The sequence below is a fragment of the Erysipelatoclostridium sp. An15 genome (assembly GCF_002160675.1).
Classification (GTDB): domain Bacteria; phylum Bacillota_I; class Bacilli_A; order Erysipelotrichales; family Coprobacillaceae; genus Thomasclavelia; species Thomasclavelia merdavium.
Map to the genome: position 1 here is coordinate 26151 of NZ_NFLA01000016.1, position 25571 is coordinate 51721.

Annotated in this window: 20 protein-coding genes; 15 read left to right on the forward strand and 5 right to left on the reverse strand. The window is 29.9% G+C overall.

The window, feature by feature from the left end:
• Positions 1 to 14 precede the first annotated feature (14 nt).
• Positions 15 to 809 carry an HAD family hydrolase gene (locus tag B5E92_RS06830; RefSeq protein WP_087300510.1) on the reverse strand — a complete coding sequence of 265 codons (795 nt, stop codon included), beginning with the start codon at positions 807 to 809 and terminating at the stop codon, positions 15 to 17.
• Between the two features lie 17 nt (positions 810 to 826).
• Positions 827 to 1687, reverse strand: coding sequence for a glycosyltransferase (locus B5E92_RS06835; RefSeq protein ID WP_087300512.1), 861 nt, complete (start codon positions 1685 to 1687; stop codon positions 827 to 829).
• Between the two features lie 130 nt (positions 1688 to 1817).
• On the opposite strand from B5E92_RS06835, the gene B5E92_RS06840 reads away from it, so the two are divergent.
• The 4 genes from B5E92_RS06840 (at position 1818) to B5E92_RS06855 (ending at position 5807) form a co-directional block, all read left to right on the forward strand.
• Positions 1818 to 2537, forward strand: coding sequence for an A24 family peptidase (locus B5E92_RS06840; RefSeq protein ID WP_087300514.1), 720 nt, complete (start codon positions 1818 to 1820; stop codon positions 2535 to 2537).
• Between the two features lie 123 nt (positions 2538 to 2660).
• Complete coding sequence (locus B5E92_RS06845; protein WP_087300516.1) at positions 2661 to 3848, forward strand: ATP-grasp domain-containing protein; 1188 nt, start codon at positions 2661 to 2663, stop codon at positions 3846 to 3848.
• A gap of 2 nt (positions 3849 to 3850) precedes the next feature.
• The gene (locus B5E92_RS06850) at positions 3851 to 4588 is read left to right on the forward strand and encodes an esterase family protein (RefSeq protein ID WP_087300518.1); all 738 of its coding nucleotides are present in this window, start codon (positions 3851 to 3853) and stop codon (positions 4586 to 4588) included.
• Between the two features lie 13 nt (positions 4589 to 4601).
• Positions 4602 to 5807: an acetyl-CoA carboxylase biotin carboxylase subunit family protein gene (locus tag B5E92_RS06855; RefSeq protein WP_087300519.1), complete on the forward strand. Its 1206-nt coding sequence runs from the start codon at positions 4602 to 4604 to the stop codon at positions 5805 to 5807.
• A gap of 177 nt (positions 5808 to 5984) precedes the next feature.
• Here B5E92_RS06855 and B5E92_RS06860 read toward each other — a convergent pair whose 3' ends face one another.
• Positions 5985 to 6374 carry a DUF3592 domain-containing protein gene (locus B5E92_RS06860; RefSeq protein WP_087300521.1) on the reverse strand — a complete coding sequence of 130 codons (390 nt, stop codon included), beginning with the start codon at positions 6372 to 6374 and terminating at the stop codon, positions 5985 to 5987.
• Positions 6375 to 6532: 158 nt separating this feature from the next.
• Here B5E92_RS06860 and B5E92_RS06865 point away from each other — a divergent pair, with 158 nt between their 5' ends.
• From B5E92_RS06865 to glpK, 4 genes are all read left to right on the forward strand, one after another.
• Positions 6533 to 7192 (forward strand): HAD family phosphatase, encoded by a 660-nt coding sequence (locus B5E92_RS06865; RefSeq protein ID WP_239406417.1) that lies wholly within the window; start codon positions 6533 to 6535, stop codon positions 7190 to 7192.
• Between the two features lie 241 nt (positions 7193 to 7433).
• On the forward strand, positions 7434 to 8876 hold the full coding sequence (locus B5E92_RS06870) for a glycoside hydrolase family 1 protein (protein ID WP_087300523.1): 1443 nt from the start codon (positions 7434 to 7436) through the stop codon (positions 8874 to 8876).
• Between the two features lie 39 nt (positions 8877 to 8915).
• Positions 8916 to 9788, forward strand: a complete 873-nt coding sequence (locus B5E92_RS06875) for a DMT family transporter (protein WP_087300525.1) — start codon at positions 8916 to 8918, stop codon at positions 9786 to 9788.
• Between the two features lie 122 nt (positions 9789 to 9910).
• Positions 9911 to 11404: a glycerol kinase GlpK gene (glpK, locus tag B5E92_RS06880; RefSeq protein WP_087300527.1), complete on the forward strand. Its 1494-nt coding sequence runs from the start codon at positions 9911 to 9913 to the stop codon at positions 11402 to 11404.
• 10 nt (positions 11405 to 11414) lie between these two features.
• On the opposite strand, the gene B5E92_RS06885 is transcribed toward glpK, so the two are convergent.
• Positions 11415 to 12752, reverse strand: a complete 1338-nt coding sequence (locus tag B5E92_RS06885; RefSeq protein WP_087300529.1) for an aspartate kinase — start codon at positions 12750 to 12752, stop codon at positions 11415 to 11417.
• A gap of 359 nt (positions 12753 to 13111) precedes the next feature.
• Here B5E92_RS06885 and B5E92_RS06890 point away from each other — a divergent pair, with 359 nt between their 5' ends.
• The 5 genes from B5E92_RS06890 to B5E92_RS06910 all read left to right on the forward strand — a co-directional run bounded on the left by B5E92_RS06890 (position 13112) and on the right by B5E92_RS06910 (position 20697).
• Positions 13112 to 14182 carry a site-specific integrase gene (locus tag B5E92_RS06890; RefSeq protein ID WP_087300531.1) on the forward strand — a complete coding sequence of 357 codons (1071 nt, stop codon included), beginning with the start codon at positions 13112 to 13114 and terminating at the stop codon, positions 14180 to 14182.
• Between the two features lie 90 nt (positions 14183 to 14272).
• Complete coding sequence (locus B5E92_RS06895) at positions 14273 to 15271, forward strand: LacI family DNA-binding transcriptional regulator (protein WP_087300533.1); 999 nt, start codon at positions 14273 to 14275, stop codon at positions 15269 to 15271.
• 144 nt (positions 15272 to 15415) lie between these two features.
• On the forward strand, positions 15416 to 17317 hold the full coding sequence (locus B5E92_RS06900; protein WP_087300535.1) for a sucrose-specific PTS transporter subunit IIBC: 1902 nt from the start codon (positions 15416 to 15418) through the stop codon (positions 17315 to 17317).
• Positions 17318 to 17327: 10 nt separating this feature from the next.
• Positions 17328 to 18728: a glycoside hydrolase family 32 protein gene (locus B5E92_RS06905; RefSeq protein WP_087300537.1), complete on the forward strand. Its 1401-nt coding sequence runs from the start codon at positions 17328 to 17330 to the stop codon at positions 18726 to 18728.
• A 409-nt stretch (positions 18729 to 19137) separates the two neighbouring features.
• Positions 19138 to 20697, forward strand: coding sequence for an AAA family ATPase (locus tag B5E92_RS06910; protein WP_087300539.1), 1560 nt, complete (start codon positions 19138 to 19140; stop codon positions 20695 to 20697).
• A 70-nt stretch (positions 20698 to 20767) separates the two neighbouring features.
• Here the strand turns inward: B5E92_RS06910 and ald are convergent, their stop codons facing one another.
• A complete protein-coding gene (ald, locus tag B5E92_RS06915; RefSeq protein ID WP_087300541.1) occupies positions 20768 to 21874 on the reverse strand; it encodes an alanine dehydrogenase in 1107 nt (368 codons plus the stop codon).
• A 192-nt stretch (positions 21875 to 22066) separates the two neighbouring features.
• Here ald and B5E92_RS06920 point away from each other — a divergent pair, with 192 nt between their 5' ends.
• On the forward strand, positions 22067 to 23869 hold the full coding sequence (locus B5E92_RS06920) for an ABC transporter ATP-binding protein/permease (RefSeq protein ID WP_087300543.1): 1803 nt from the start codon (positions 22067 to 22069) through the stop codon (positions 23867 to 23869).
• Entirely contained in the window at positions 23862 to 25544 is a 1683-nt protein-coding gene (locus tag B5E92_RS06925) for an ABC transporter ATP-binding protein (RefSeq protein WP_087300545.1), read from the forward strand. Before B5E92_RS06920 ends, B5E92_RS06925 begins: the two co-directional genes overlap by 8 nt.
• The last annotated feature ends 27 nt before the right edge of the window (positions 25545 to 25571 follow it).

Sequence of the window (25571 nt, forward strand, 5' to 3'; positions counted from 1 at the left end):
AAATCCTGGATTTTTTATCTTTTGATTATATTTTGAATAACTTTAATAACACCATTATTATTACATGATTCACATTTAAAATGAGCAGCATTTTTAGCTTCAATCAAAGCATTTTCAGGTGCATAACTATTATTTGCATACTGTAACATTTCAATATCATTTTCCCCATCACCAAAAACATATAAATCATTTTGATCAATATGATATTTACTAACTAAATATTTAAGCTGATTTAGTTTATTAGTTCCTTTTGGTAAAATCTCAATCCAATATTGACTAACACGAACGACTTCATAATTATAAAGCCGTTTTTTTAATAGTTTAAAAAAGAAGTTGAAAAAGATAGTACCACCTAGTTCAATTTTTTCTACTTGATTGTAAACAGCTTTATTATTTTGTTTAGGAATTGGCTTATGTTTAATTAAATAACGCAATATATAAAATATTTTATCATAAAGACTTGATAATGTAATTCGTTCATTTTGACAAACAACAGTAACTCTAAAAAATAGGCGATAGGCTATCTTTATGATCTTTTTTACTTCCTTTAAATCAAATGAATTTAAATAAATATATTCACGGTCTTTAAAATCATAAAAAGCTAAACCATTAATTAATATCAAAGCACCAGTTTGATACTTTTCCATTTCCAATTCATCAACTATCCATTTAACACTTTCAAAATTTCTTCCTGTAGCTAAAACTAACCGATTCTTACTTTGAAATTCTTTTAATACAGCAATTGTTTCTTTATTAAGACTACCATCAGCTAATAAAGTACCATCTAAATCACTAACAACTGTTTTCATAAACTCTCCATTTGTCTTTAAGAATATTTTTTACGAATATAATCGCGATCTTTTTGAATATCACTACGATATTGCTGGTAGTTGTTATCAAATTGATTGTGATAGTGAAAAATAGCGGTAGTAGGATTAATAACACTAACGATATTACCGGCAGCTCGGACAAAAAAATCATTATGATCAAGAATACGAATATTATCATCCCAGCCAATTTCTTTTAACTTATCACTTCTAGCTAAAAAGATATTTGCAGTCTTACCGACAACAAAATGAGTTTCATCAATTTTAGTTAAATGTGGAATTTTTAATGGTTTTAAAGCTTCTTGCATTAACTGTTTATAATATAAGTGAGAACTTTTTTTAGGGTCTTCACATTTAGGTGTTGATAAAACCCCAAATCCAACTAAATCTACTTCTTGGTGCTGCTTTAAAAATCTAAGTTCATCTGCAATATTGCTTCGTAATGTCAATAATTCATCATCATCCATGCGCATTACATATGGTGTTGTTACTTCGTTTAATGCTGCGTTTAAGCCTTTGCTTAAACCACTATTAAATGGTAAATGAATTATTTTTAAGTTTTGACCTTTTATTTTTAATGGTTTAAAACTATCATCACTAATTATTACTCTAGCGTTAGGATAGTATTTTTGAATATTTTGATATAGTTTTTTAGCCATTGCCTGTCTTTCAAATGATTTATAGATAAATGTGACATTTTCAACAACTAAGTCAATATCTTCTTGATTAGGTTTACGTAGTCCTTTTAAATACCAGGAGATTGTTAAAACAAGATACTCTAAATTAATAAATAATTTATATAAAATATAAAATAATGGTTCTAAACGACCATGAGATATTTTTTTAAGTATATCTTTCATAATAGTAATCCTTTCTTAAAATTCATCACTATTTTAACATATATAAATATTCTTTTTTATACTTTATAAAAGTAATTATTAATTTTCCAGGATATATATTTATATAAATATTTAAAGTAGGAGGAAAATTATGTTTTGGATATCTTTGTTTTTTATTGGTGCTTGTTTTGGTAGTTTTTTTAATGTTGTTATTTATCGATTACCATTAAATGAATCAATAATGAAAGGAAGGAGTTATTGTCCTAATTGTTATCATCAGTTATTATGGTATGATTTATTACCGATTATTAGTTATCTTTGTTTAAAAGGAAGATGTCGTTATTGTTTAAAGAAGATTAGGATTAGTCATTTAGTTATTGAAGTTATTGGTGGTATTTTATTCGTTTATTGTTTTTATCAATATGTTTTTTATAAAATGATCATTGTTTATTTTATATCAATGTTATTACTTGTAATTGCTTTAATTGATCTAAAAACATTTAATATTTATGATATCACGATTTTTATCTTATTTATATTAACGATCATTTATCGTTTATTAACAAGCTTTGATATTTTAGATATGATTGCTGGTAGTTTAGTAATAAGCAGTTTGATGATGGGGATCAATATATTTATTAAAGATGGTTTTGGTATTGGTGATATTGAATTAATGTTTGTTTCTGGTATTTTACTTGGATTTAATAATATTATTATAGCTTTTATGATTGCGATTATTACTGGGGGTATTTATTCATTATTTTTATTGTTATTAAAGAAAACGACCATGCACAGCTATATTCCTTTTGCTCCTTTTTTAACCGGTGCTATTTTTTTTATGTTGCAATATGATAATATTTTTATTTTTTGAATGATTTATTGTTTAAATAATAAATTTTTATATCAAAATTTCGGCTTTATCGATTTTATTTTGCTATATAAATTAGATATATGTTATAATCATGTTAAGATAAATAAAAAAAGGAGGGGACTTATGAACTTTTTGTTTATTTCACCGATGTTTCCAAAAAATTATTGGAATTTTTGTGATCGAATGAAAAATCATGGGGTCAATGTTTTAGCAATCGGGGATATGCCAGAAGAACATATCAGCGAAGAATTAAAAAATTCAGTTACTGAATATTGTTATGTAAATAACATGGAAAATTATGATCATGTTTATCGTTGTGTTGCTTATCTTGCAAGCAAATATGGAAAAATTGATTGGATTGAATCTAATAATGAATATTGGTTAGAGTTAGATGCTCGTCTAAGAACAGATTTTAATATTAATACCGGAATGAAAGAAGATGTTACTAAAATCTTCAAAACAAAATCTGGTATGAAAGCTTACTATGAAAAAGCAGGAGTTAAAACAGCTCGTTATCATTTAGTTGATACTTTAGAAAATGGGAAGAAGTTTGTTGAAGAAGTAGGTTTTCCAGTTATCGTTAAGCCAGATAATGGTGTTGGGGCAGCAGCTACATATAAAATTAGTAATTATGAAGAATTAGAACAATTTTATCAAATTGATCATATTACTCAATATATTATGGAAGAGTTTGTTAATGGCTTGATCATTTCATATGATGGTTTAGCTAATAAAGATCATGAAGTGATTTTTGAAACTAGCCATGTTTTCCCAAATTCAATTATGGATGTAGTTAATAATAATACTGGTATGCATTATTATTCATTGCGTCAGATTCCAGAACAATTACAAAAATTAGGTCGCAGTGTTGTTAAAGAATTTCCATTGAATGCACGATTCTTTCACTGTGAATTCTTCCAATTATTAGAAGACCGGCCAGGACTTGGTAATAAAGGTGATTTTGTCGGATTAGAAGTTAATATGCGGCCACCTGGAGGATATACGCCAGATATGATGGACTGGGCTAATGATATTGATATTTATAATATCTATGCCGATATGGTTGTTTATAACCATAGTGATTATTATACTAATCGTCCATATCATTGTGTATACTGTGGTCGAAGAGATGGTAAAGAATATTATTACAACAATGATGCTTTAATGGCAATGTATGGTTCACATATTTTAATGAATGAAAGAATGCCTGATATTTTATCAGGAGCAATGGGTAATTATACTTATACAGCTCGCTTTGAAACATTAGAAGAAGTCCATGACTTTGTTGATAAAGTATTGAAGGAGGTTTAGAAATGAAAGTTGAATATTATAAAGAACATAGTGATTGTCTAAATCGAGATATGGAATATAAGGTTTATGGACATGCGGGGATTCCTTTATTAGTATTTCCAGCTCAAGATGGACGTTTCTTTGACTTTGAAAATTTTGGGATGATTAATGTTATTGCCGATAAAATTGATGCCGGATTAGTTCAGGTTTTCTGTTTAGATAGTATTGATAGTGAATGCTGGTCTGATGAAGGTGGCGACAATAATCATCGTACTTATATGATGGAACAATGGTATTATTATGTTATGGATGAGTTGGTACCACGGATTTTTGAAATTAATGGTACTGGTCAAAAAATTTATACAACAGGTTGTTCAATGGGAGCTAGCCATGCTTGTAACTTTATGTTTAGACGGCCTGATGTTTTTAAAGGGTGTATTTGTTTAAGTGGTTATTATGATAGTGATTTATTCTTTGGGGATTATCATGATGAAAGATTGTACAACAATAGCCCAATTCAATATTTACAAGGGATGTCTTATGATCATCCATACGTAGAAATGTATCGTCATTGTGATATTATTTTATGTTGTGGTCAAGGTGCTTGGGAAGATGAAATGATTTATTCAACTCGTCGGATGCAAGAGTTATTGGAATATAAAGATATTCCTGCCTGGATCGATTTTTGGGGATATGATGTTAACCATGATTGGGACTGGTGGCAAGTTCAGTTACCATATTTCTTAAATCATATTTTATAGGGGGATGAAAATTATGAATGTTGTATTTATTTCACCGCATTTTCCATTATATTTTCACAATTTTTGTTCACGATTAAAAATTCGTGGTGTCAATGTTTTAGGAATTGGGGATGCTAATTATAGTGAAATTAGTAATGAAACTAAAGATAGTTTAAGCGAATATTATCGCGTAAATAGCTTAGAAAATTATGATGAGGTTTATAAAGCAGTTGCCTATTATATTAGTAAATATGGTAGAATCGATTTTGTTGAAAGCCAGAATGAATATTGGTTAGAAACAGATGCGCGAATTAGAACAGATTTTAATATTAATAGCGGTACTAAATATGAAGATTTGGCAGTAATGAAATATAAATCAAAAATGAAAGATATCTACAAAAGCATTGGTTTAAATGCCGCTCGTTATTGTTTGGTAGATACTTTTGAAAATGCTTTAGCTTTTGTTGAAAAAGTAGGCTATCCAATTGTTGTCAAACCAGATAATGGTGTTGGTGCTTCTTCAACATATAAACTAAAAGATCAAAGTGAATTAGAGTATTTCTTTGCAACTAAAGATAATCGAGTTTATATTATGGAAGAGTATGTTAATGGCCATGTTGAAACCTATGATGGTATTACTGATAGCAATAAAAATATTTTAATTGCTAATAGTACGATCATGTTAAATTCAATCATGGATAATGTTAATGAAAATTGTGATACTGCTTTTTGTAATCGTTTTGTAGCTGGTAGTGATATTGAAGAAGTGGGTAGAAAAGTAGTCCAGGCTTTTGATACTCGTAGTCGTTTTTTCCATTTTGAATTCTTTAGGTTAGATGCTGATAAAGAAGGACTTGGAAAAAAAGGTGATTTAGTTGGCTTGGAAGTAAATATGCGCGCTCCTGGTGCTTATATGCCAGATATGATTAATTTTAGTTATGAAACAGATGTTTATACAATTTGGGCAGATATGCTTATCTATGATAAATGTTTCATGGATGTAAAACAAAAATATTTAGTAGCTTATATTGGTCGTCGTGATGGTATTGATTATATGTTAAGCAATGATCAAATTAATCAAAAATATGGTGATTTAGTGATGCTTGATGTTGATGTTCCTGAAGCATTGAGCGCAGCGATGGGAAATCATGTTTTCATGGTGCGAGCAGAAAATCAAGAACATTTAGACTTTTTAATCGATGAATTATTACGACGCAGTGATGGTAGAAATTGGCGCTAAAAATAAATAAAGATAAAATATACGTCAAAATAATTCCTTTTTTATTCAAGATGTGTTATCATATAGATGGTTCTTAAATGAACCACTTTATCCCAAAAATGTGCTCTATGCACAATGAAGGAAGAAGCAATTCTTCCCTCCCCACAATAGTTAGGGTCTCCCAGCCCTAACTTTTTTTTATAATATTGATAAAAGAATAATTCCGATGATAAAAACAATGATTCCAACAACAATAAATAATGTTCCAATAGCGCAATTAATATAAATACCACTCATATTAATAAAAGATTGTTCTGGTTTTTTAGGGTTGTATTTTACAATATATTCTTTACCACTAATAAAAATAGCAAAAGTAGACCAGCCGGTAGTACCAAGATATCTCTTTCCATCAACATAGTATTCATAAGTTGCTTTAATTGCTTTATTGTCGCTTGTTAAAGATTTTTGTGATTTTAATAAAGTGCCGGTTGTTTTAGCGCGACAGGAAAAAATTTTATAGTATTTTGGAATACTGTATATAAGTCCAACAGTAATAAATGATATTGCAACGATCCAAACAGCAATCATTATTTTTCACTCCCTTAATTAAATTATAAAAATATTATAGCTTACTAAATATAAAAATTAAATATCGTTGATACTTATAATAACAGGCAATAAATTGTAATATTAAAGATAATATAGTAAAATATTAGCGCATAAATATTTTTATGGGGGGAAATATAATGAGTTTAAAATTAGTAATATTTGATATGGATGGTTTAATGTATGATACTGAACCAATTGGGATGAAATGTATGTTAGAGACAGCTTTACAATATGGCTATGAAATTGACAAAGAGTTTGCATTAAATTCAATTGGGATGAATATTAACGATCATCGTAAAAAGGTTTTAGAAAAATTTGGACCAGATTATCCTTATGATCAAATCAGTTTACAATCACGTAAAATGCGAATGGATTATCTTTTGAACAATGGCATTAAAGTTAAACCAGGATTAAGAGAATTGATTGCATATTTAAAACAAAAAAATATTTTAATTGCCATTGCTTCTAGTTCTAAAAGAGAAACTATCGATACTTATAATAAATTAGCTAATATCGATGGTAGTTTATTTGATTATATTATTTCCGGTGACAAAGTCGAACATAGTAAACCTAGTCCTGATATTTATTTAAAAGTACTAGAACATTTACATATAAATAATGAAGATGCATTAGTATTAGAAGATTCTCGCAATGGAATTTTGGCAGCATCTAATGCTAAAATTAAAGTAATTTGTGTCCCTGATTTAGTTAAACATGGTGATGATATTAATAAGCTTCTTTATAAAACAGTACCTTCATTAAATGAGGTTATTGATGAAGTTGAAAAGTTACTATAATTTAAATGATTAGTTTTTTGCTGATTTATAAAATACTAAGGTAGTTTAGTAAAGTAAAATAGAATATGTCTGCAAATATTAAAAGCCACATTCAATGTGGTTTTTAATATATCGATGTAAAGTTATCTGGCAAAATATTTTAGATTATTAGCAAGATTATATTTTCAAACAATGAAATTTTTGTGTAAATAACGATAATTTAAGATAAAATAGAAACAATAAATAAACAAGGAGGTATTATATGAGTTTTCCGAAAGGATTTTATTGGGGTGGCGCTACTGCTGCTAATCAATTAGAAGGTGGCTGGCAAGAAGGCGGAAAAGGTGTTTCTTGTCCTGATATTTGTACTGGTGGTACTGCTACTAGAAGTAAAAGAATTACACCTGAATTAGAAGAAGGGACTTTTTATCCTTCACATGATGCAATTGATCATTATCATCGTTTTAAAGAAGATATTGCTCTATTTGCAGAAATGGGATTTAAAATGTATCGTTTTTCTATTGCATGGACAAGAATTTTCCCAAATGGTGATGAAACAGAACCAAATGAAGAAGGTTTAAAATTCTATGAAGAATTAATTGACGAATGTTTGAAATATAATATTGAACCAATGGTTACTATTTCACATTATGAAGTACCATTTAATTTAACTAAGAAATGGAATTCTTGGGTAGATCGTCGAATGATTGATTGTTATTTGAATTTCTGTAAAGCAATTTTTACTCGTTATAAAGGAAAAGTAAAATACTGGCTAACATTTAATGAAATTAATTCAGCAACAACTGCTATGGGAGCATTTTTAGGTCAAGGAATTTTAAATGAAATCAAACCAATGGATTTCATGAATCAAGTTGATATTCCAAACAACCGTTTCCAAGGATTACATCATCAATTTTTAGCAAGTGCTTTAGCGGTAAAAATGGCTCATGAAATTGATCCTGAAAATAAGATTGGATGTATGCAAATCATGGCAACAAGCTATGGATTAACATGTAATCCAGCTGATCAAGTTGAAAACCAGCAAAAGAATCATTTAATGAACTGGTTCTGTAGTGATGTTCAATGCCGTGGTAAATATCCTAATTATATCAAGAGATATTTTAGAGAAAATAATATTGAAATTAAAATGGAACCTGGTGATGAAGAAATCTTAGCTAGTGGACCAGTAGACTTCTATACATGCTCTTACTATATGTCAAATTGTCAAACTGCTGATCCAGAAAAACAAATAGCTGGTAAAGGAAATATTTTAGGTGGGGTACCAAATCCATATCTAAAAGCTAGTGACTGGGGATGGCAAATTGATCCTGAAGGATTACGTTATTCATTAAATGAAATCTGGGATCGTTATCAAAAACCAATTTTCGTTGTTGAAAATGGATTAGGTGCTTTTGATAAAATCGATGATGATGGTAAAGTAAGAGATGATTACCGTGTTGATTATTTAAGAAAACATATTCAACAAATGCATGAAGCACTGTTAGATGGCGTTGATTTACGTGGTTATACTCCTTGGGGATGTATTGATCTTGTTTCAGCATCAACTGGTGAAATGGCAAAACGTTACGGATTTATTTTCGTAGAAAGATACGATGATGGAACTGGTGATTTTTCAAGAAGAAGAAAAGAATCTTTCTATTGGTATAAAAAAGTTATTGAAACTAATGGTGAAGATTTGGGATAATAGATGTGTTAAAAACACATCTATTTTTTTGGAGGGAAAATGAAAGCAAAAGGTTATTTTTTGACAATTTTATCAGCAATGATTTTTGGTTTTACACCAATACTTGCTAAAATGACATATTCGATGGGAAGCAATGGCATTACGATGGCTTTTTATCGACATTTATTTGTTATACCGATATTATTTATTATTATTAAATTGCAAAAATTAAACTATCGTATTACAATTGAACAGCTCAAAAAGATTTGTTTAGTTGGGATCGTTGGAACAGCATTAACAGTTGCCATGTTATATACTTCATATAGTTATATTCAAGTAGGTAGTGCTACTGTTTTGCATTTTTTATATCCAATGTTTGTATCTTTGATTTGTTGTTTTTATTATCATGAAAAACTGACAAAAGTAGTTAAATATTGTTTAGTGGTTGCTAGTATTGGAATCTTATTTTTTATTGAAGTAGGCAGCTCATCACTTTTTGGAATTTTTTTGGCTTTGTTTTCTGGAATAACATTTGCCTATTATATGGTTGGAATTGAAAAGCTAGGATTACAGAGTCTTAATCCTTATGTTTTGAATTTTTATTTTGCAATTGTAATTGCTATTGCTTTGTTAATAATAGGAGTTATTACTGGACAATTAGTTTTAATTTTGCCAGGATTAGCTTATGGTTATTCATTTATAATTGCAATTTTAACATCAATTATTGGGATTATTTGTTTACAACAAGGGGTTAAATATTTAGGTGCAACTACAGCATCAATATTAAGTATGTTTGAACCAGTAACGAGTGTTATTTTTGGTATTATTATTTTAAGTGAACAATTATCGATGTTTAAATTAATTGGTTGTATTTTGATTCTTGGGGCGATAACAATGTTAATTGTCTTTAATTCTAAAAAAAGTCCAGCTTAAATATTGATGGGATAAAGTTACTATTTTGTCTTTGAGTATTTAAAAGAGATACTTATTTTACTTAGTTTATGTTAAAATTTAGTAAAGAACTAACATTTTAATATTATTGAGGAGGACAAAAAGTGGCTAAATATGTAATGGCTTTAGATCAAGGAACAACAAGTTCACGTTGTATAATATTTGATCATCAAGGTAATATAAAAGCAATTGCCAGAAAAGAATTTGAACAGATTTTTCCTAAACCAGGCTGGGTTGAACATAATCCAATGGAAATCTGGTCATCACAGTTAGCAGTAGCTAGTGAAGCTATGGCTAAAAAAGGTATTAAAGCAGAAGATATTGCCGGAATTGGAATAACTAATCAGCGGGAAACAACGATTATTTGGGACAAAGAAACTGGTGAACCGATTTATAATGCAATTGTCTGGCAGTGTCGGCGCAGTGCTAAGATGATTGAACAATTGGTAGCTGATGGATTAGAAGAATATGTTATTAAAACTACCGGATTAATTCCAGATCCTTATTTTTCAGCTTCGAAAATTGCCTGGATTTTAGAAAATGTTCCTGGTGCAGCCAAACTAGCTGAAAAGGGACGACTTTTATTTGGAACAGTGGATACTTGGCTGATTTATAACTTAACTGGCGGTAAAGTACATGTAACTGACTATACTAATGCTTCAAGAACAATGCTATTTAATATTTATGATCTTTGCTGGGATCAAAAATTGCTGGATTATTTTAAAATACCACGCAGTATGTTACCAGAAGTAAAGCCATCTAGCTGTATTTATGGTTATACTAAAGCTGGTATTTTAGGTGGTCATATTCCAGTTGCTGGTGCTGCTGGTGATCAACAGGCTGCATTATTTGGACAATGCTGCTTTGAACCTGGGGAAGCTAAGAATACTTATGGTACCGGTTGTTTTTTATTGATGAATACTGGTAAGAAAATCTATCATTCCCAAAATGGTTTACTAACAACAATTGCTGCCAGTGATAAAGATGAAGTAAATTATGCTTTAGAAGGTAGTGTTTTTGTTGCCGGGGCGGTTATGCAATGGCTTCGTGATGGATTGAGAATGCTGGAAGATACCCCTAAGTCAATTGAATATGCAACTAAGGTTGATGATACAAATGGTGTATACATTGTTCCTGCTTTTACTGGTCTTGGGGCCCCTCATTGGGATCCTTATGCTAAAGGAACAATTGTTGGTTTAACTAGAGGATGTTGTAAAGAACATTTTGTTCGAGCAGCCCTAGAGTCAATTGCTTATCAGACAAATGATGTTTTAAAAGCAATGCAAGAAGATACAGGTATTCAATTAAAAGCTTTGAAAGTTGATGGCGGTGCCAGTCAAAATGATTTTTTAATGCAATTTCAAAGTGATATTTCCAATTGTATTGTCAATCGACCTCAGGTAGTGGAAACAACGGCTTTAGGGGCGGCATATTTAGCTGGTTTAGCAACTAATTTTTGGACTAGTAAGCAGGATATTATTGATAATTGGAAATTAGAACGTAATTTTACGCCATTAATGGAAGAAACTAAACGGCAGGAACTTTTATCAGGCTGGGATAAAGCAATCCGTTTTACGTTAATGTGGAAAGATGTATAAAAAAATCAGGTTAGTTAAAACCTGATTTTTTTTCTTCATCGATAAAAGTATGATATATAGCTCTAATGGCATTTTTAAAATGCACATTTTTAACTCCGACAATAATATTTAATTCTGAAGATCCTTGGTCAATCATTTTAATATTAATATTTTCTTTAGCTAAAGCAGTAAAAACTTTAGCGGCAGTTCCACGACCATCTTTCATACCACGACCAACAATAGCAATCAACGCTAAATCAGACTCTAATTCAATTGAATCAGGTTGGACAGCGCGATGAATACCAGCTAAGATTTGTTGTTCATGGTCAATGAAACTATTAGCTTCAACAATAATATTCATTGTATCGATTCCTGAGGGTGTATGTTCAAATGATAATTGGTTATCTTCAAGAACTTGAAGAACGCGGCGACCAAAACCAATTTCACTATTCATCATATCTTTTTCAATACTGATCGTTGCAAACCCTTGTCTACCGGCAATACCAGTAATTACATGATCTGGTTTATGACAAGTTGTTTCAACAATTAATGTTCCTTCATCTTCTGGGCGATTAGTATTTTTAATTTGAATTGGAATCCCTTCATTACGAATTGGGAAAATTGAATTTTCATGTAAAACACTAGCACCCATATAAGATAATTCTCGTAATTCTTTATAGGTAATTGTTGCAATAGTATCAGGATTTTTAACGATACGTGGATCGGCAACTAAAAATCCAGAGACATCAGTCCAGTTTTCATATAAATCAACATGACCATTACGAGCAACGATTGAACCAGTAATATCACTACCACCACGTGAAAATGTTTTAATTGTATTGCTTTCATCATTTAATGAACCATAAAAACCAGGAATAACACAGTTTTTAACGGTACTTAATCGTTTAGATAAAATTGGATCAGTTTTTTCAGGATCATAATTACCATTTTCATCAATGAAGATAACTTCACTAGCATCAATGAATTCAAAACCTAAATAATTAGCTAAAACAATACCATTTAAATATTCACCACGGCTGGCAGCATAATCAATCCCGATTTTATCAGTAAAAGCTTTTTCTATAACTTCAAACTCTTTATCAAGTGAACAATCTAATTTTAATTCATCAATAATATCTTGATAACGTTTCTTTATTAAATCAAATGTCTTTTTAAATGTATCTTGATCTTTAGCATTGTATGCTTGATATAAAAGATCAGTAACTTTTGTATCTTCTTTAAATCTTTTCCCTGGTGCAGAAGGCACGACAAAGCGTCGCGATTTATCACTATTAATAATATTGGCTACTTTTTTAAATTGTGTAGCATCAGCAAGTGAAGAACCGCCAAATTTTACTACTTTATTCATAAAGTTCCCCCTTAGATAAAATGTCTATTAAAAAATACCATTTTTTTATGATTACATCAAGAATAATCGCTAAAATTATCAATATTTTTAAAGCACTTTTTTAAAAAAAGAAAGATAATTAAAGTGAATTAAAATAAATAATTAAAAATAAGTTTTGATTATAGACTAACCAATAAAAAAATCACATAATTCAATTCAATATCAATCACATAATCAATCACAACATTATCATAAATTGATGTATAATTAGATAGCTGATAATGATATTATAAAGATTAAATAAACATTAAATATTTGATATTAATAATCTTTTGTTTCTGGGAATTTTCAATTGAAATTAAGAATTAAGGAGGTAGATTATGGCGGAAAAAAAGAAAAATTATGAAATAAAAATTATTTTAGGATATGATAGTCAAGGAAAAGCAATCTATACATCAGTATTTACTGATACTTACCCGGAAGTAAAAATTTTAAGATGTAGTAATGATAAATTAGTTGAAGAAGTTTTATTTAAAGATGTTTGTAATGGCTGGTTAAGTTATATAAAAAATAGTGTTAAACCGCAAAGTTTTAATAAATATCAAATGACTGCTAGACTATACATTTTACCAGCTTTAGGTCAAAGAGATATTAAATTATTAAACACAATTGAAATCAATCGTTTTTTAAAACAGCTGGCAACTAGTGGACGTCAAGATGGTAAAGGTTTATCACAAAGTAGTTTAAAAACTGTTTTGTTTGTAATAAAAGAGACTTTTCAATATGCTTATAATCTAGGAATGTGTAATGAAGTGTTATCAAATGTAGTTTTTCCTAAAAAGAAAAAAGCAAATGATAAATTATATGTATTAGAGAAAAAAGATTGCCAGAAAATTATTGATTTTGTTAAAGATGATCCTGAACCGCTAAATATTGGAATTGCTTTGAGTCTTTGTTGTGGTTTAAGGATCGGGGAATTATGTGCGTTAAGAAAAAGTGATATTGATTTAGATAAGCGAATCATAAACATCCAATATACATTACAACGCATACAGGTTGCTAAAGCCAGTAGTAAAACTAAAATTGTCATTAGTTCACCAAAATCAAAAACATCCAAAAGAATTATTCCAGTACCAGAAATAATGATGCCGATTTTAAAAAGCTGTAACTTTCATGAAAATGATTTTATTTTAAGTAATAATGAATATTGGGTTGAACCAAGACGATTATCTAGATATTTTAAAAAAATATTGAATCAATTAGAAATAAAAGATACTAATTTTCATACTTTAAGACATACCTTTGCTTCTTTGTGTATTGCTTCAGGAATGGATGATCGCACATTAAGTGAAATATTAGGTCATTCTAGTGTAAATATTACTTTGGATCGTTATGTTCATCCTAATTTAAAAATAAAACATGAAATGATCAATAAAGTTGATTTTATTTGATAGACAACTATTTGACCATAATCTTAAAATAGGGTAAAATTAAATCAACAGGCGGGAAAACCCGTCATTTTTTTAATCGAGGTAATAAGTGTGAAAGAAAAAAAATATACAATGAGTGATATCGCTAAAATGGCTGGAGTTGGTAAAAGTACCGTATCCCGTTATTTTAATGGTGGTTATGTAAAAGAAGAAACAAGACAGAAATTAAAAAAGATAATCGATGAATGTCATTATGAGCCAAGTACTATTGCCCAGTCTTTAAAAGCTAAATATTCAAAAGTAATTGGGATCGTTGCCCCATGTCTTGATTCAATTACAACCTCAAGGGTTTTGATGATGGCAGATCAATATTTAAAAGATCATGGCTATACAACTTTGATTATTAATACTAATCATGATGAGATGCGTGAATTAACCTCGATAGAACAATTATGGCGCATGAATGTTGATGGGATAATTTTAATTGCAACAACAGTAACTTTAGCTCATCAAAGTATTGCAGCTAAGCTGGATATTCCGTTATTATTTGTGGCTCAACGTTATGGTGCTGGTATTTCAATTATTAATGATGACTATAATGCTGGTTATGATGTTGGTAAATATGGAGCTAAAATGGGACATCGCTCAGTTTGTTATGTTGGGGTAAATGGTAAAGATGAAGCGGTAGGAATTTATCGTAAAGATGGTGTTATTAACGGATTAAAGGATTATGGTGTAGAAACGGTTGATATTTTAGAAACTGATTTTTCAATTGAAAAAGCTTATAAAAAAGCCTTAGATTATTTAAAGAAAAAACGGCCAACTTTAATGATTGGAGCTACTGATAATATTGCTTTAGGCTGTTTAAAAGCCATTAATGAATTAGGGTATAATATGCCTGAAGATATTTCATTAATTGGTTTTGGCGGCTATGAAACTTCGCTTTTTATTACGCCAAGTTTAGTGACAATTCGTTTTGATAATGAAGAAACAGGGATTCGTGCTGGTAAAACTATTATTGATTTAATTGAAGGAAATCGTGTTGATAATCTACAATTAATCAATTATCATTTGATTTCAGGTAATAGTGTTAAAAATTTAAATAAGTAAAAAATATGGTGGTATTTTGGGTAATACCATCTTTTTTTAAATAATTATGGTATCGGTACCATTTTTTTATTGAAAACTATTGACACCGCTATAATTGAAGTATATATTATAGACATGGAACCGATACCATAAGGAGGAAAGAGAATGGATTACAACAAGATAGCAAAAGACATTATTGAAAATGTCGGTGGCGCTAGTAATATTACAGGGGCAATGCACTGCGCTACAAGATTACGTTTAAATCTAGTTGATGAAAGTAAAATCAACGAAGAAGCATTAACTGATATTGAAGTAGTTAAAGGTACGTTTTTAGCTAAGGGGCAATATCAAATTATTTTAGGTCCAGGATTAGTTAATCTGGTTTGTGATGAAGTAACTAATATCTTAGGAATTAAAACCGAAACAGTCCCAGAACCAAAAGAAGAAAAAGAGGGCAATATTTTACAACGATTAGTACAATTATTAAGTGATATCTTTGTACCAATTATTCCAGCTATCGTAGCTGGCGGGTTATTGATGGGAATCAATAATATCTTAACCGCTAAAGGGTTATTTTTTGCTGGTAAAAGTTTAATTGAAGCTTATCCACAATGGTCAGATTTAGCATCTATTATCAATATTTTTTCAAATGCGGCATTTACTTTTTTACCAGTCTTAATAGGTTTTAGTGCTACCAAGAAGTTTGGCGGTAACCCATATTTAGGAGCTGCTATGGGAATGATCATGGTTCATCCTGATTTATTAAATGCTTATGATTATGGTAAAGCCGGAGTTGAAATACCTGTTTGGAATTTATTTGGCTTAACAGTTGAAGCGGTGGGGTATCAAGGAACAGTATTACCGGTTTTAGGAGTTTCTTGGATTTTAGCAAACATTGAAAAACGTTTGCATAAAGTTACACCAATCTGGTTGGATAATTTAACAACACCGCTACTATCTACTTTGATTACTGGTTTTATTACATTTATTGTTGTTGGACCTATTTTAAGAGAAGCCGGGGTTTTATTATCAGATGGAATTTCTTGGATGTATAATACACTAGGAATGTTAGGGGGAGCTATTTTCGGTTTCTTCTATGCACCAATTTGTTTAACCGGTATGCATCATAGCTTTATTGCAGTAGAAACTCAATTACTTGCAGCAGTAGAAACAACAGGGGGATCATTTATTTTCCCAACAGCATCAATGTCTAACGTTGCTCAAGGGGCAGCAGTTATTGCTATTTTATTAATAACAAAAGATAAAAAATTAAAAAGTATTTGTTCAGCATCTGGAATTTCAGCATTACTTGGAATTACAGAACCAGCAATGTTTGGGGTAACATTGAAACTTAAATATCCATTTATTGCAGCAATGATTGGTTCAGCAGCCGGAAGTGCTTATTTAGCAGCAACTAAAACTCTTGCCATTGCTTTAGGAGCTGCCGGTTTACCAGGATTTATTTCAATTGATCCAAATTCTTGGTTGAATTTTGGAATCGGAATGATTATTAGTATTGCGGTAGCATTTGCATTAACTATTGTTTTATATAAACGTAATGAAAAAAAACAAGCAGCAAAAACTGATGAATTACCACAAGATACAACTACTGATAGTAAGGTTAAAACTGAAGTTATTAGTGCACCATTAGCAGGAAAAGTAGCACCAGTTAGTGAAGCACCAGATGAAATATTTGCTCAAAAAATGATGGGTGATGGGGTTGTAATTTTCCCAACTAATAATTATTTAACAGCACCTGTTACCGGAACAATTACGATGATTTTCCCAACTAAGCATGCTTTAGGAATTAAAAGTGATGATGGTGTGGAATTATTAATTCATATTGGTCTAGATACGGTAAAATTAGAAGGAAAACCATTTAATTTATTAGTTAGTGAAGGGCAAAGAGTAAATCAAGGTGATAAATTAATGGAAATTGATTTTAAGATGATTGAAGAAGCAGGCTGTCCAACAGCTACACCAGTTGTATTAACTAGTCAAAATAGTTTTGAAATAGTTAGTCAAGGCGATGTGGAATTAAACCAGCCAATTATAAAATTAAATTAGGAGAAATAATATGACTTGTTTAACGAATAAACAAATTAAAGATATGGAAAAACAAGCAGTTAAAGATGAATATTGTCTTGAATATCATTTAATGCCAGCAACTGGCTGGCTAAATGATCCTAATGGATTATGTCAATTTAAAGGTACTTATCATCTTTACTTTCAATATTCACCTGAAAATTGTTTAGGTGGTCAAAAATACTGGGGGCATTATAGTACTAAAGATTTTGTTACCTTTAAAAATGAACCAGTTGCTTTATATCCTGATAGTCAGTTTGAACAAGGCGGTGTCTATTCTGGGTCAGCTATTGTTAAAGATGATACTATTTATTATTACTATACTGGTAATGTAAAACATCCTGGCAATCATGATTATATTCATACAGGACGTGAGCATAATACAATGATGGTAACTAGCAAAGATGGTATCGAGTTAACAAATAAAACTTGTTTAATGAAAAACAGTGATTATCCAGAAGATTTGACTTTACATGTAAGAGATCCTCAGGTTATTAAAAATGGTGATCATTATAATATGATTTTAGGAGCTAGAACAAATGATGATGTTGGTTGTTGTTTATTATATAGATCAACTGATTTAAAACATTTTGAACTAGTTAATCGAATTACAACTAAAAAGCCTTTTGGTTATATGTGGGAATGTCCTAATCTTGTTGATTTAAATGGACAAATGATCTTATTTTGTTGCCCGCAAGGGGTAGAAACAGAAGGTTATAAATATGAAAATATTTATCAAAATGGTTATTTTCTAGTAAATGGTGATATTGAAAATGAATATTCATTAAGTGAATTTGTAGAATTTGATCATGGTTTTGACTATTATGCCCCACAGTTATTTAAAGATGAAAGTAATCGAGCAATTATTATTGGCTGGATGGGATTACCGGATGCTCCTTATACAAATCCAACGGTAAAAAATAACTGGCAGCATGCTTTGACATTACCAAGACAATTAACATTTAAAGATGGTAAAGTTTATCAATACCCAATTGATGAAACAAAAGCGTTAAGAAAATGTAAGAATGATGTAAAAATTAATAATAATCAAAAAATCACTTGCAATAGTAATGTTTATGAGCTATATTTACCGATAAATAATCACGATTTTAAAATAAAGTTAAGACAAGATGCAGTGATTGAATATCATGATAATCTTTTAACCTTATCATTAAAAGACAGTGGTTATGGTCGAAATAAACGACATATTGTAATTGATAAAATTGAAAACGTAACAATCTTTAGTGATGTATCATCACTAGAAATATTCATCAATGATGGTGAATATGCTCTTACAACTCGTATATATGATCATAGTAAGCTAATTGAAATATCTATTGACACCAGTATTACAGCAACTTACTATGAGTTAAATAGTTATCAGATAATTTAAAAAGTTATCGTAGGCCATTGTCCATATATAAAATGGCAAAAAAACATCTTGTAGACTAGCAAGATGTTTTTTTATCAGTATATTAAATCGGTTTAAAAATTATATATTTTGTTTAAATTAATAAAAATATTATTTATGTATAGGAGAAATTCAAATGCCAAGAAAAAATCAAAAAATTATACCATCAAATATAATTTTTCTATGGGAAAAGAGGACCTGAAGGAAATTATGGAAGAAAGCTTTTTAATATATTTTAAGCGTAAAGAACATAATTGTATATTAAAAAATAAAAGTAGAATAAAATGATAATAATGAAATTGAGTTTATGGTGTTTTTTATAGAAGCGCTATAAAATAAAGATGATTAATCAATATGGAAATGTTATAATGAAAAAGAAAGGGTGATAAGTATGGGAATCTATTTAAATCCAACAAATCAAAATTTTTATGAAGCAGTCAATAAAGAGATATATGTTGACAAATCATTGCTTATTCAACATATTGAATATTTGAGAAATAAAGTCAATAAATATATTTGTGTATCAAGACCCAGACGCTTTGGAAAGAGTACCGATGCCAATATGCTTGTCGCCTATTATTCAATGGGTTGTGATTCTCGTAATATCTTTGATTCATTAAAAATTAGTCAGACCGACATTTATTTAGAACATCTTAACAAACATCATGTCATTCATATCAATATGCAGGACTTCTTGAGTAAGACACATGATATAGAAAAGATGATTTTACTTCTTGCTAAGTTGATACTTAGAGAACTTAAGAAAGTCTTTCCAAAAGTGGATTATATAGATACTTCTGATCTTATTCAAATTATGGAAGATGTTTATGTAGAAACGAATACTAGATTTATCTTCGTTATAGATGAATGGGATTGTATATTTAGAGAATATGCTCAAGACAAAGAATCGCAGAAGATATATCTTGATTTCTTAAGAAACTTGTTGAAAGATAAGCCTTATATAGAACTGGCTTATATGACGGGTATATTGCCCATCAAGAAATATGGAACACATAGTGCCTTGAATATGTTTGAAGAAATCTCAATGATTGATCCGGGATTATTATCTGAATTTATGGGATTTACTGAAACTGAAGTTCAAAATCTTTGTATTCAATACAACATTAGTTTTGATGAGATGAAACAATGGTATGATGGGTATCACATGACAAATGATATTTCAACTTTTTCTCCTCGCTCTGTTGTTTCTTCAATTGTGAGAAAACAATTTGGAAATTATTGGACATCAACAGAAACCTATGAAGCCTTGCAGGTTTATATAGATATGAACTTTGATGGTTTGAAGGATAATATCGTTCAACTCTTAGCAGAAGAAAATATACCCGTTCAAACAACATCATTCCAGAATGACATGACAACATTCAAATCAAAGGATGATGTATTGACACTTCTTATACATTTGGGATATTTAGGATATAACGGTTCTTTACATACATGTTATATTCCTAACAAAGAAGTTGTTGATTCATTTGTTAATTCTATTAGAAGTTCGAATTGGCATGAAACTACGAGGGCATTATTAAATAGTCGTGAACTCTTACAAGCAACATGGAACAAAGATGAAGAAGCAGTAGCTAGATATATAGAAGAGGCACATTTAGATACAGCGATACTTACCTACAATAACGAAAATGCCTTGTCATATACAATTGCAATAGCATATATAACAGCGCGAAATCATTATACGATAATAAGAGAGATGCCAAGTGGTAAAGGTTTTGCTGACATGGTATTTATTCCAATAGATAATAAACCAGCGATGATAATAGAATTGAAATGGGATCAGAAAGTAAAGACAGCAATAGATCAAATTAAAGAAAAAAACTATCCTCAGGGATTAAAGAAGTATCAGGATAATCTGCTTTTAGTAGCAATAAGCTATGATAAAGAAACTAAAAAACATCATTGTAAAATAGAACAGTTAACTTAGGTTCATGAAAATGAACCTTTTAATAAATATGTATAGAAAAAAATCACGGAAATCGTGATTTTTTGATTGATTAAAGTAATTTTTCTGCAGCAACATATTCACCATTTAAGGCACTAGCCACTGCTTTACAAGTATATTTTCCTTGATAAGTATTTAAACCTTTCATAAATCCAGGATCTTCTTTTAAAGCATCTAATCCTTGATTTGCTAGTTTTAAAATATAAGGTAAAGTTGCATTAGATAAAGCCATAGTAGAAGTTCTTGGTACAGCACCTGGCATATTAGCTACTGAATAATGAACAACCCCGTGTTTAGTAAAAGTTGGATTATCATGAGTTGTTACGTGATCACAAGTTTCAATGCAGCCACCTTGATCAATAGCAACATCAACAATAACACTACCTTCCTTCATTGTTTTAACCATTTCTTCAGTTACAATTTTTGGTGCTTTAGCTCCTGGTAATAAAACAGCCCCAACAATTAAATCAGCATTTTTTACAGCTTCTTTTAAATTATATTCATTATTATAAACTGTATGAATAGCTCCATTACTAATATCATCAATATAAGCCATAGTATTTACGTTAATATCAAAAACCTGAACATTAGCACCTAAACCAAGTGCCATTTTAGCGGCGTTAATACCAACTTTACCACCACCAATAATTACAACGTTGGCAGGTAATACTCCAGAAACACCACCCAATAAAATACCACGACCACCATTAGTTTTTTGAAGTAAATTAGCGCCAATTTGAACAGCCATTCTACCAGCTACTTCACTCATTGGTGTTAATAATGGTAAAGAATGATTAGCTTCTACTGTTTCATAAGCAATAGCTGTTGTTTTACTTTCAATTAATGCATTAGCAAAAGGTTCGTTATTAGCGATATGCAAATATGTGAAAACCATTTGATCTTCGCGTAAATATTTGTATTCACTTTCTAAATATTCTTTTACTTTTACAATTAAATCAGCTTTTGCAAATACTTCTTCACTTGAAGAAATTATAGCACCAGCTTCTTGATATTCTTGATCACTAAAACCACTGCCATTACCAGCATTAGTTTCAACATATACTTGATGTCCAGCTTTACAAAGGGCATAAACCCCAGCAGGAGTCATTGAAACGCGATTTTCGTTATTTTTTATTTCTTTTGGAATTCCTATAATCATGATTTATTACCTTCTTTCCATTATAAATTGACTATTATTATTGTAACACTATTTTTTGTTATGGACAAAATATTTTATTTAGAATATTATTGATTAGGTTTAATTTGTTGCTTTTAATTTTTGAATATAGGATAATATGTCTATCATGTTATTAAAAAGTTAATAATAGTAAGATTATTAGGGAGGAAAAGAATGTTATTGATCAATAAGACACTGATTAAGATGTCTAAAGGTGTTCGGATTTGGATTTTTATAATTGCATTGTTGAAGATGCTTACATTAATAGGAACGGTATTATTTGCTCAAACGATATCAGCGTTTTTGGGTGATTTATATCAACCATCATTATCAAAAGAAGAATTGATAGGTGCTATTGTTAGTGCAGTATTTGCTTCACTATTGATTTTGGTTGCTGATTTGTTGACTGGTGAAGCTGAATATCGCTGTGGTGCTAAAGCGCGAATTTCTTTACGTAAAGCTATTTTCGATAAGATTTTAGAACTTGATGTTGGAAAGGTTGAAAAAATTGGCGCTAGTAATGCAATTAGCAGTGTCGGTGATGGAGTTGAATTGATGCAGGTTTATTATACGCGGTATTTACCAAGTTTACTGTATAGTTTAATGGCACCGATATATTTGTTTTTTAATCTTAAAGATACATCATTTCCAGTTGCATTATTATTATTAGTTATTTCTTTTGCTTTACCATTATTGAATAACTATTTTCGTAGTATGATCGATCAGTTAAAAAAGGAATATTGGACTAGTTTTCAAGATTTAACTAGTTATTATTTAGAAAGTTTAAAAAGTTTAGTGACTTTAAAATTGTTTAATCAAGATCAAAATCGTCATGATCATTTAAAAGAAAAAGCTAATGTTTTTAATCAAAATACAATGTCGATCATGAAAATGAATTTTTCATCATTTTTATTATCAGATGGTTTGATTTATGGTGGCATTGTTGTTGCTGTATGTATTGCTTGTTTTCAAATGAACAATAATCAGCTTGATTTTTCTCAAGGAATATTAGTATTAATGCTTTCATATAGCTTTTTTAGCTCAATTCGTCAGTTGATGAATGTTACTCATGATGCCTTATCAGGAATTGCCGCTACCATTAAAGTAGAGGAAATCTTAGCTATGGATACTACTAGAAAACAAGAAAGTATTGAAACAACTAATGATAAGATCATTGAAAAATATTCTAAGGAAACTTTAGATTATTTACATAATTTTGATGGTATCATTGCACATGATATAAGTTTTAATTATCAAGAAAAAAGAACGGTATTAAATCATTTAGCAGTTGCTTTTCCTAAAGGTAAGACCACAGCAATAGTTGGTCGAAGTGGTTGTGGTAAAAGTACTTTAGCTAGTATGTTAATGCGTTTTATTGATCCTGATACTGGTTATTTGTTTTTTGAAGGAAAAAGCTATTACCAGCAAAGTCCTGAGGAATTAAGAAAAAATATTATCATGGTACCACAGCGAGTTAGTATTTTTGGTGGCAGTTTAGAAGAAAATCTGCGGATTGCTAAACCTGATGCTTCGATTACTGAAATTTTAAATGTTTTAAAACAGGTTCGTTTATATGACTGGTTAAAAAGTTTACCTGAAGGTTTATCAACTGATTTAGGTGATAGTGGATCAAAACTTTCTGGTGGACAAAGACAGAAAATCGGTTTAGCTAGAGCTTTATTAAGCAACGCACCATATATTATTTTTGATGAAGCTACATCAAGTGTTGATCGTGATAGCGAAGATGAAATTTGGCAATGTATTAAAGAATTAAAACAGAGTCGTACATTGATTATTATTTCACATCGTCTTTCAACAATTCAACGTGCTAATAATATTATTGTATTAAATAAAGGCCAATTAGTAGAACAAGGCAGTCATGAAGAATTACTTGATAAACAAGGTGAATATTATCAGCTGGTTAAGGAACAAGAAATCTTGGAAAATCAGGGAAAGCAGAGGTTAAGTTATGAATAAAAAACCATCTTTATTTACACTGACAAAAAGATTATTAAAAATTGCAACTGAGCAAAAAAAGTATTTTGTAATATCAACGATTGTAAGTATAGTTGGTAATGCTATGCAGCTGGGTTTGATGGGATTTGGTGCTTGTTTTATTTTAAGTATTGCTGGTAAACTTAAATTCTTAAATAGTACTGTATGTTGTGTTTTAATGATAATAAGTGCTGTTTTAATTGTAATTTGTCGTTATTTAGAAGGCTATTTTTCTCATGCGGGAGCATATAAATTATTAGCTAAGATGCGAATTGATATGTTTGCAATGTTACGTAAGTTAGCTCCTGGTGGTTTGATTGATCGAAGCAGTGGGGATATTATGTCGCTTGCAATATCAGATATTGAAAGTATTGAGTTCTTTTTTGCTCATACTATTGGCCCATTATTTACGGTTATTTTATTACCAGTAATAACATTAATTATCGCTGGAATGATTGATTCTTTATTTGTATTAGCGTTATTACCAATCTATTTAATTATTAGTATTGTTTTACCATTAATAGCTATTAAGTTGGGGCGTAATATTGGACTAGGATATCGAGAAAAATTAGGTAAGTTAAAAGCGTTTTTACTAGATAGTGTTTATGGCTTATCTGAAATTCAAATCTTTGATTATGGAAAAGCTCGTAGTGAGGAACTTACTAAAATTAATCAGGATATTAATCGTTCAACTCATTTATTAGCTTATCATCGTCAATTTGTAATTTCTTTGCCAACGTTTTTTATCTATTTAGCAAGAATAGTAGTTATCGCTGTTGCTTCTTATCTAGCTTTGGTTAAAAGTGTTGATTCATCTGCAGTAATCATTTTATCATTTTTAGTATCAGCGTCTTTTTCATCAACGCAGTCTTTAACTACTGTTGTATCTAGTTTAGTAGAAACTTATGCTGCTAGTCAAAGATACTTTGATTTACAAGATAAAGAGCCATTAGTCAAAGAAAGCAAAGATCCTAAAAAATTGACTGATATTAAAAAAATAGAATTTAAAGATGTTACTTTTAGTTATCCAGATGCTAATAAACCAGTAGTTGAAAACATGAATTTAGTAATTGATGCTGATGATAAAATTGGTTTAATTGGTGAAAGTGGTATTGGAAAATCAACATTAATTCGTTTATTATTAAGATTTTATGATGTTACTAGTGGACAAATCTTAATTAATGGTATTGATATTAAAGAATATTCTTTAACTGATTTAAGAACAAAAATCAGTGTTTTACAACAAGATACTTTTATCTTTAATGATACTATCAAAGCTAATATTGCTTTTGGAAAACCGGATGCAAGTGATGAAGAAATTATCAACGCTGCCAAGATGGCAGGAATTCATGACTTGATTAGTTCATTGCCAGATCAATATGATACTTTGATGGGTGAAATGCAAAATCGTCTATCTGGTGGTGAAAAACAGCGAATTGGAATAGCTCGAGTATTATTGGTTAATCCTGATATTTTAGTGATGGATGAGCCAACTAGTAGTTTAGATATTATTAATGAAAAATCATTGTTACAAACATTGGATCGACAGTTTAAAGATAAGACATGGTTAATTGTTTCCCATCGTCCTTCATCTTTATCTAATTGTAAAAGAATTATTAAATTAGTAGATCATAAAATTAGTGAAGTAGCAGTTTAACTTATTGGGTTATAGCAAATTACTTTA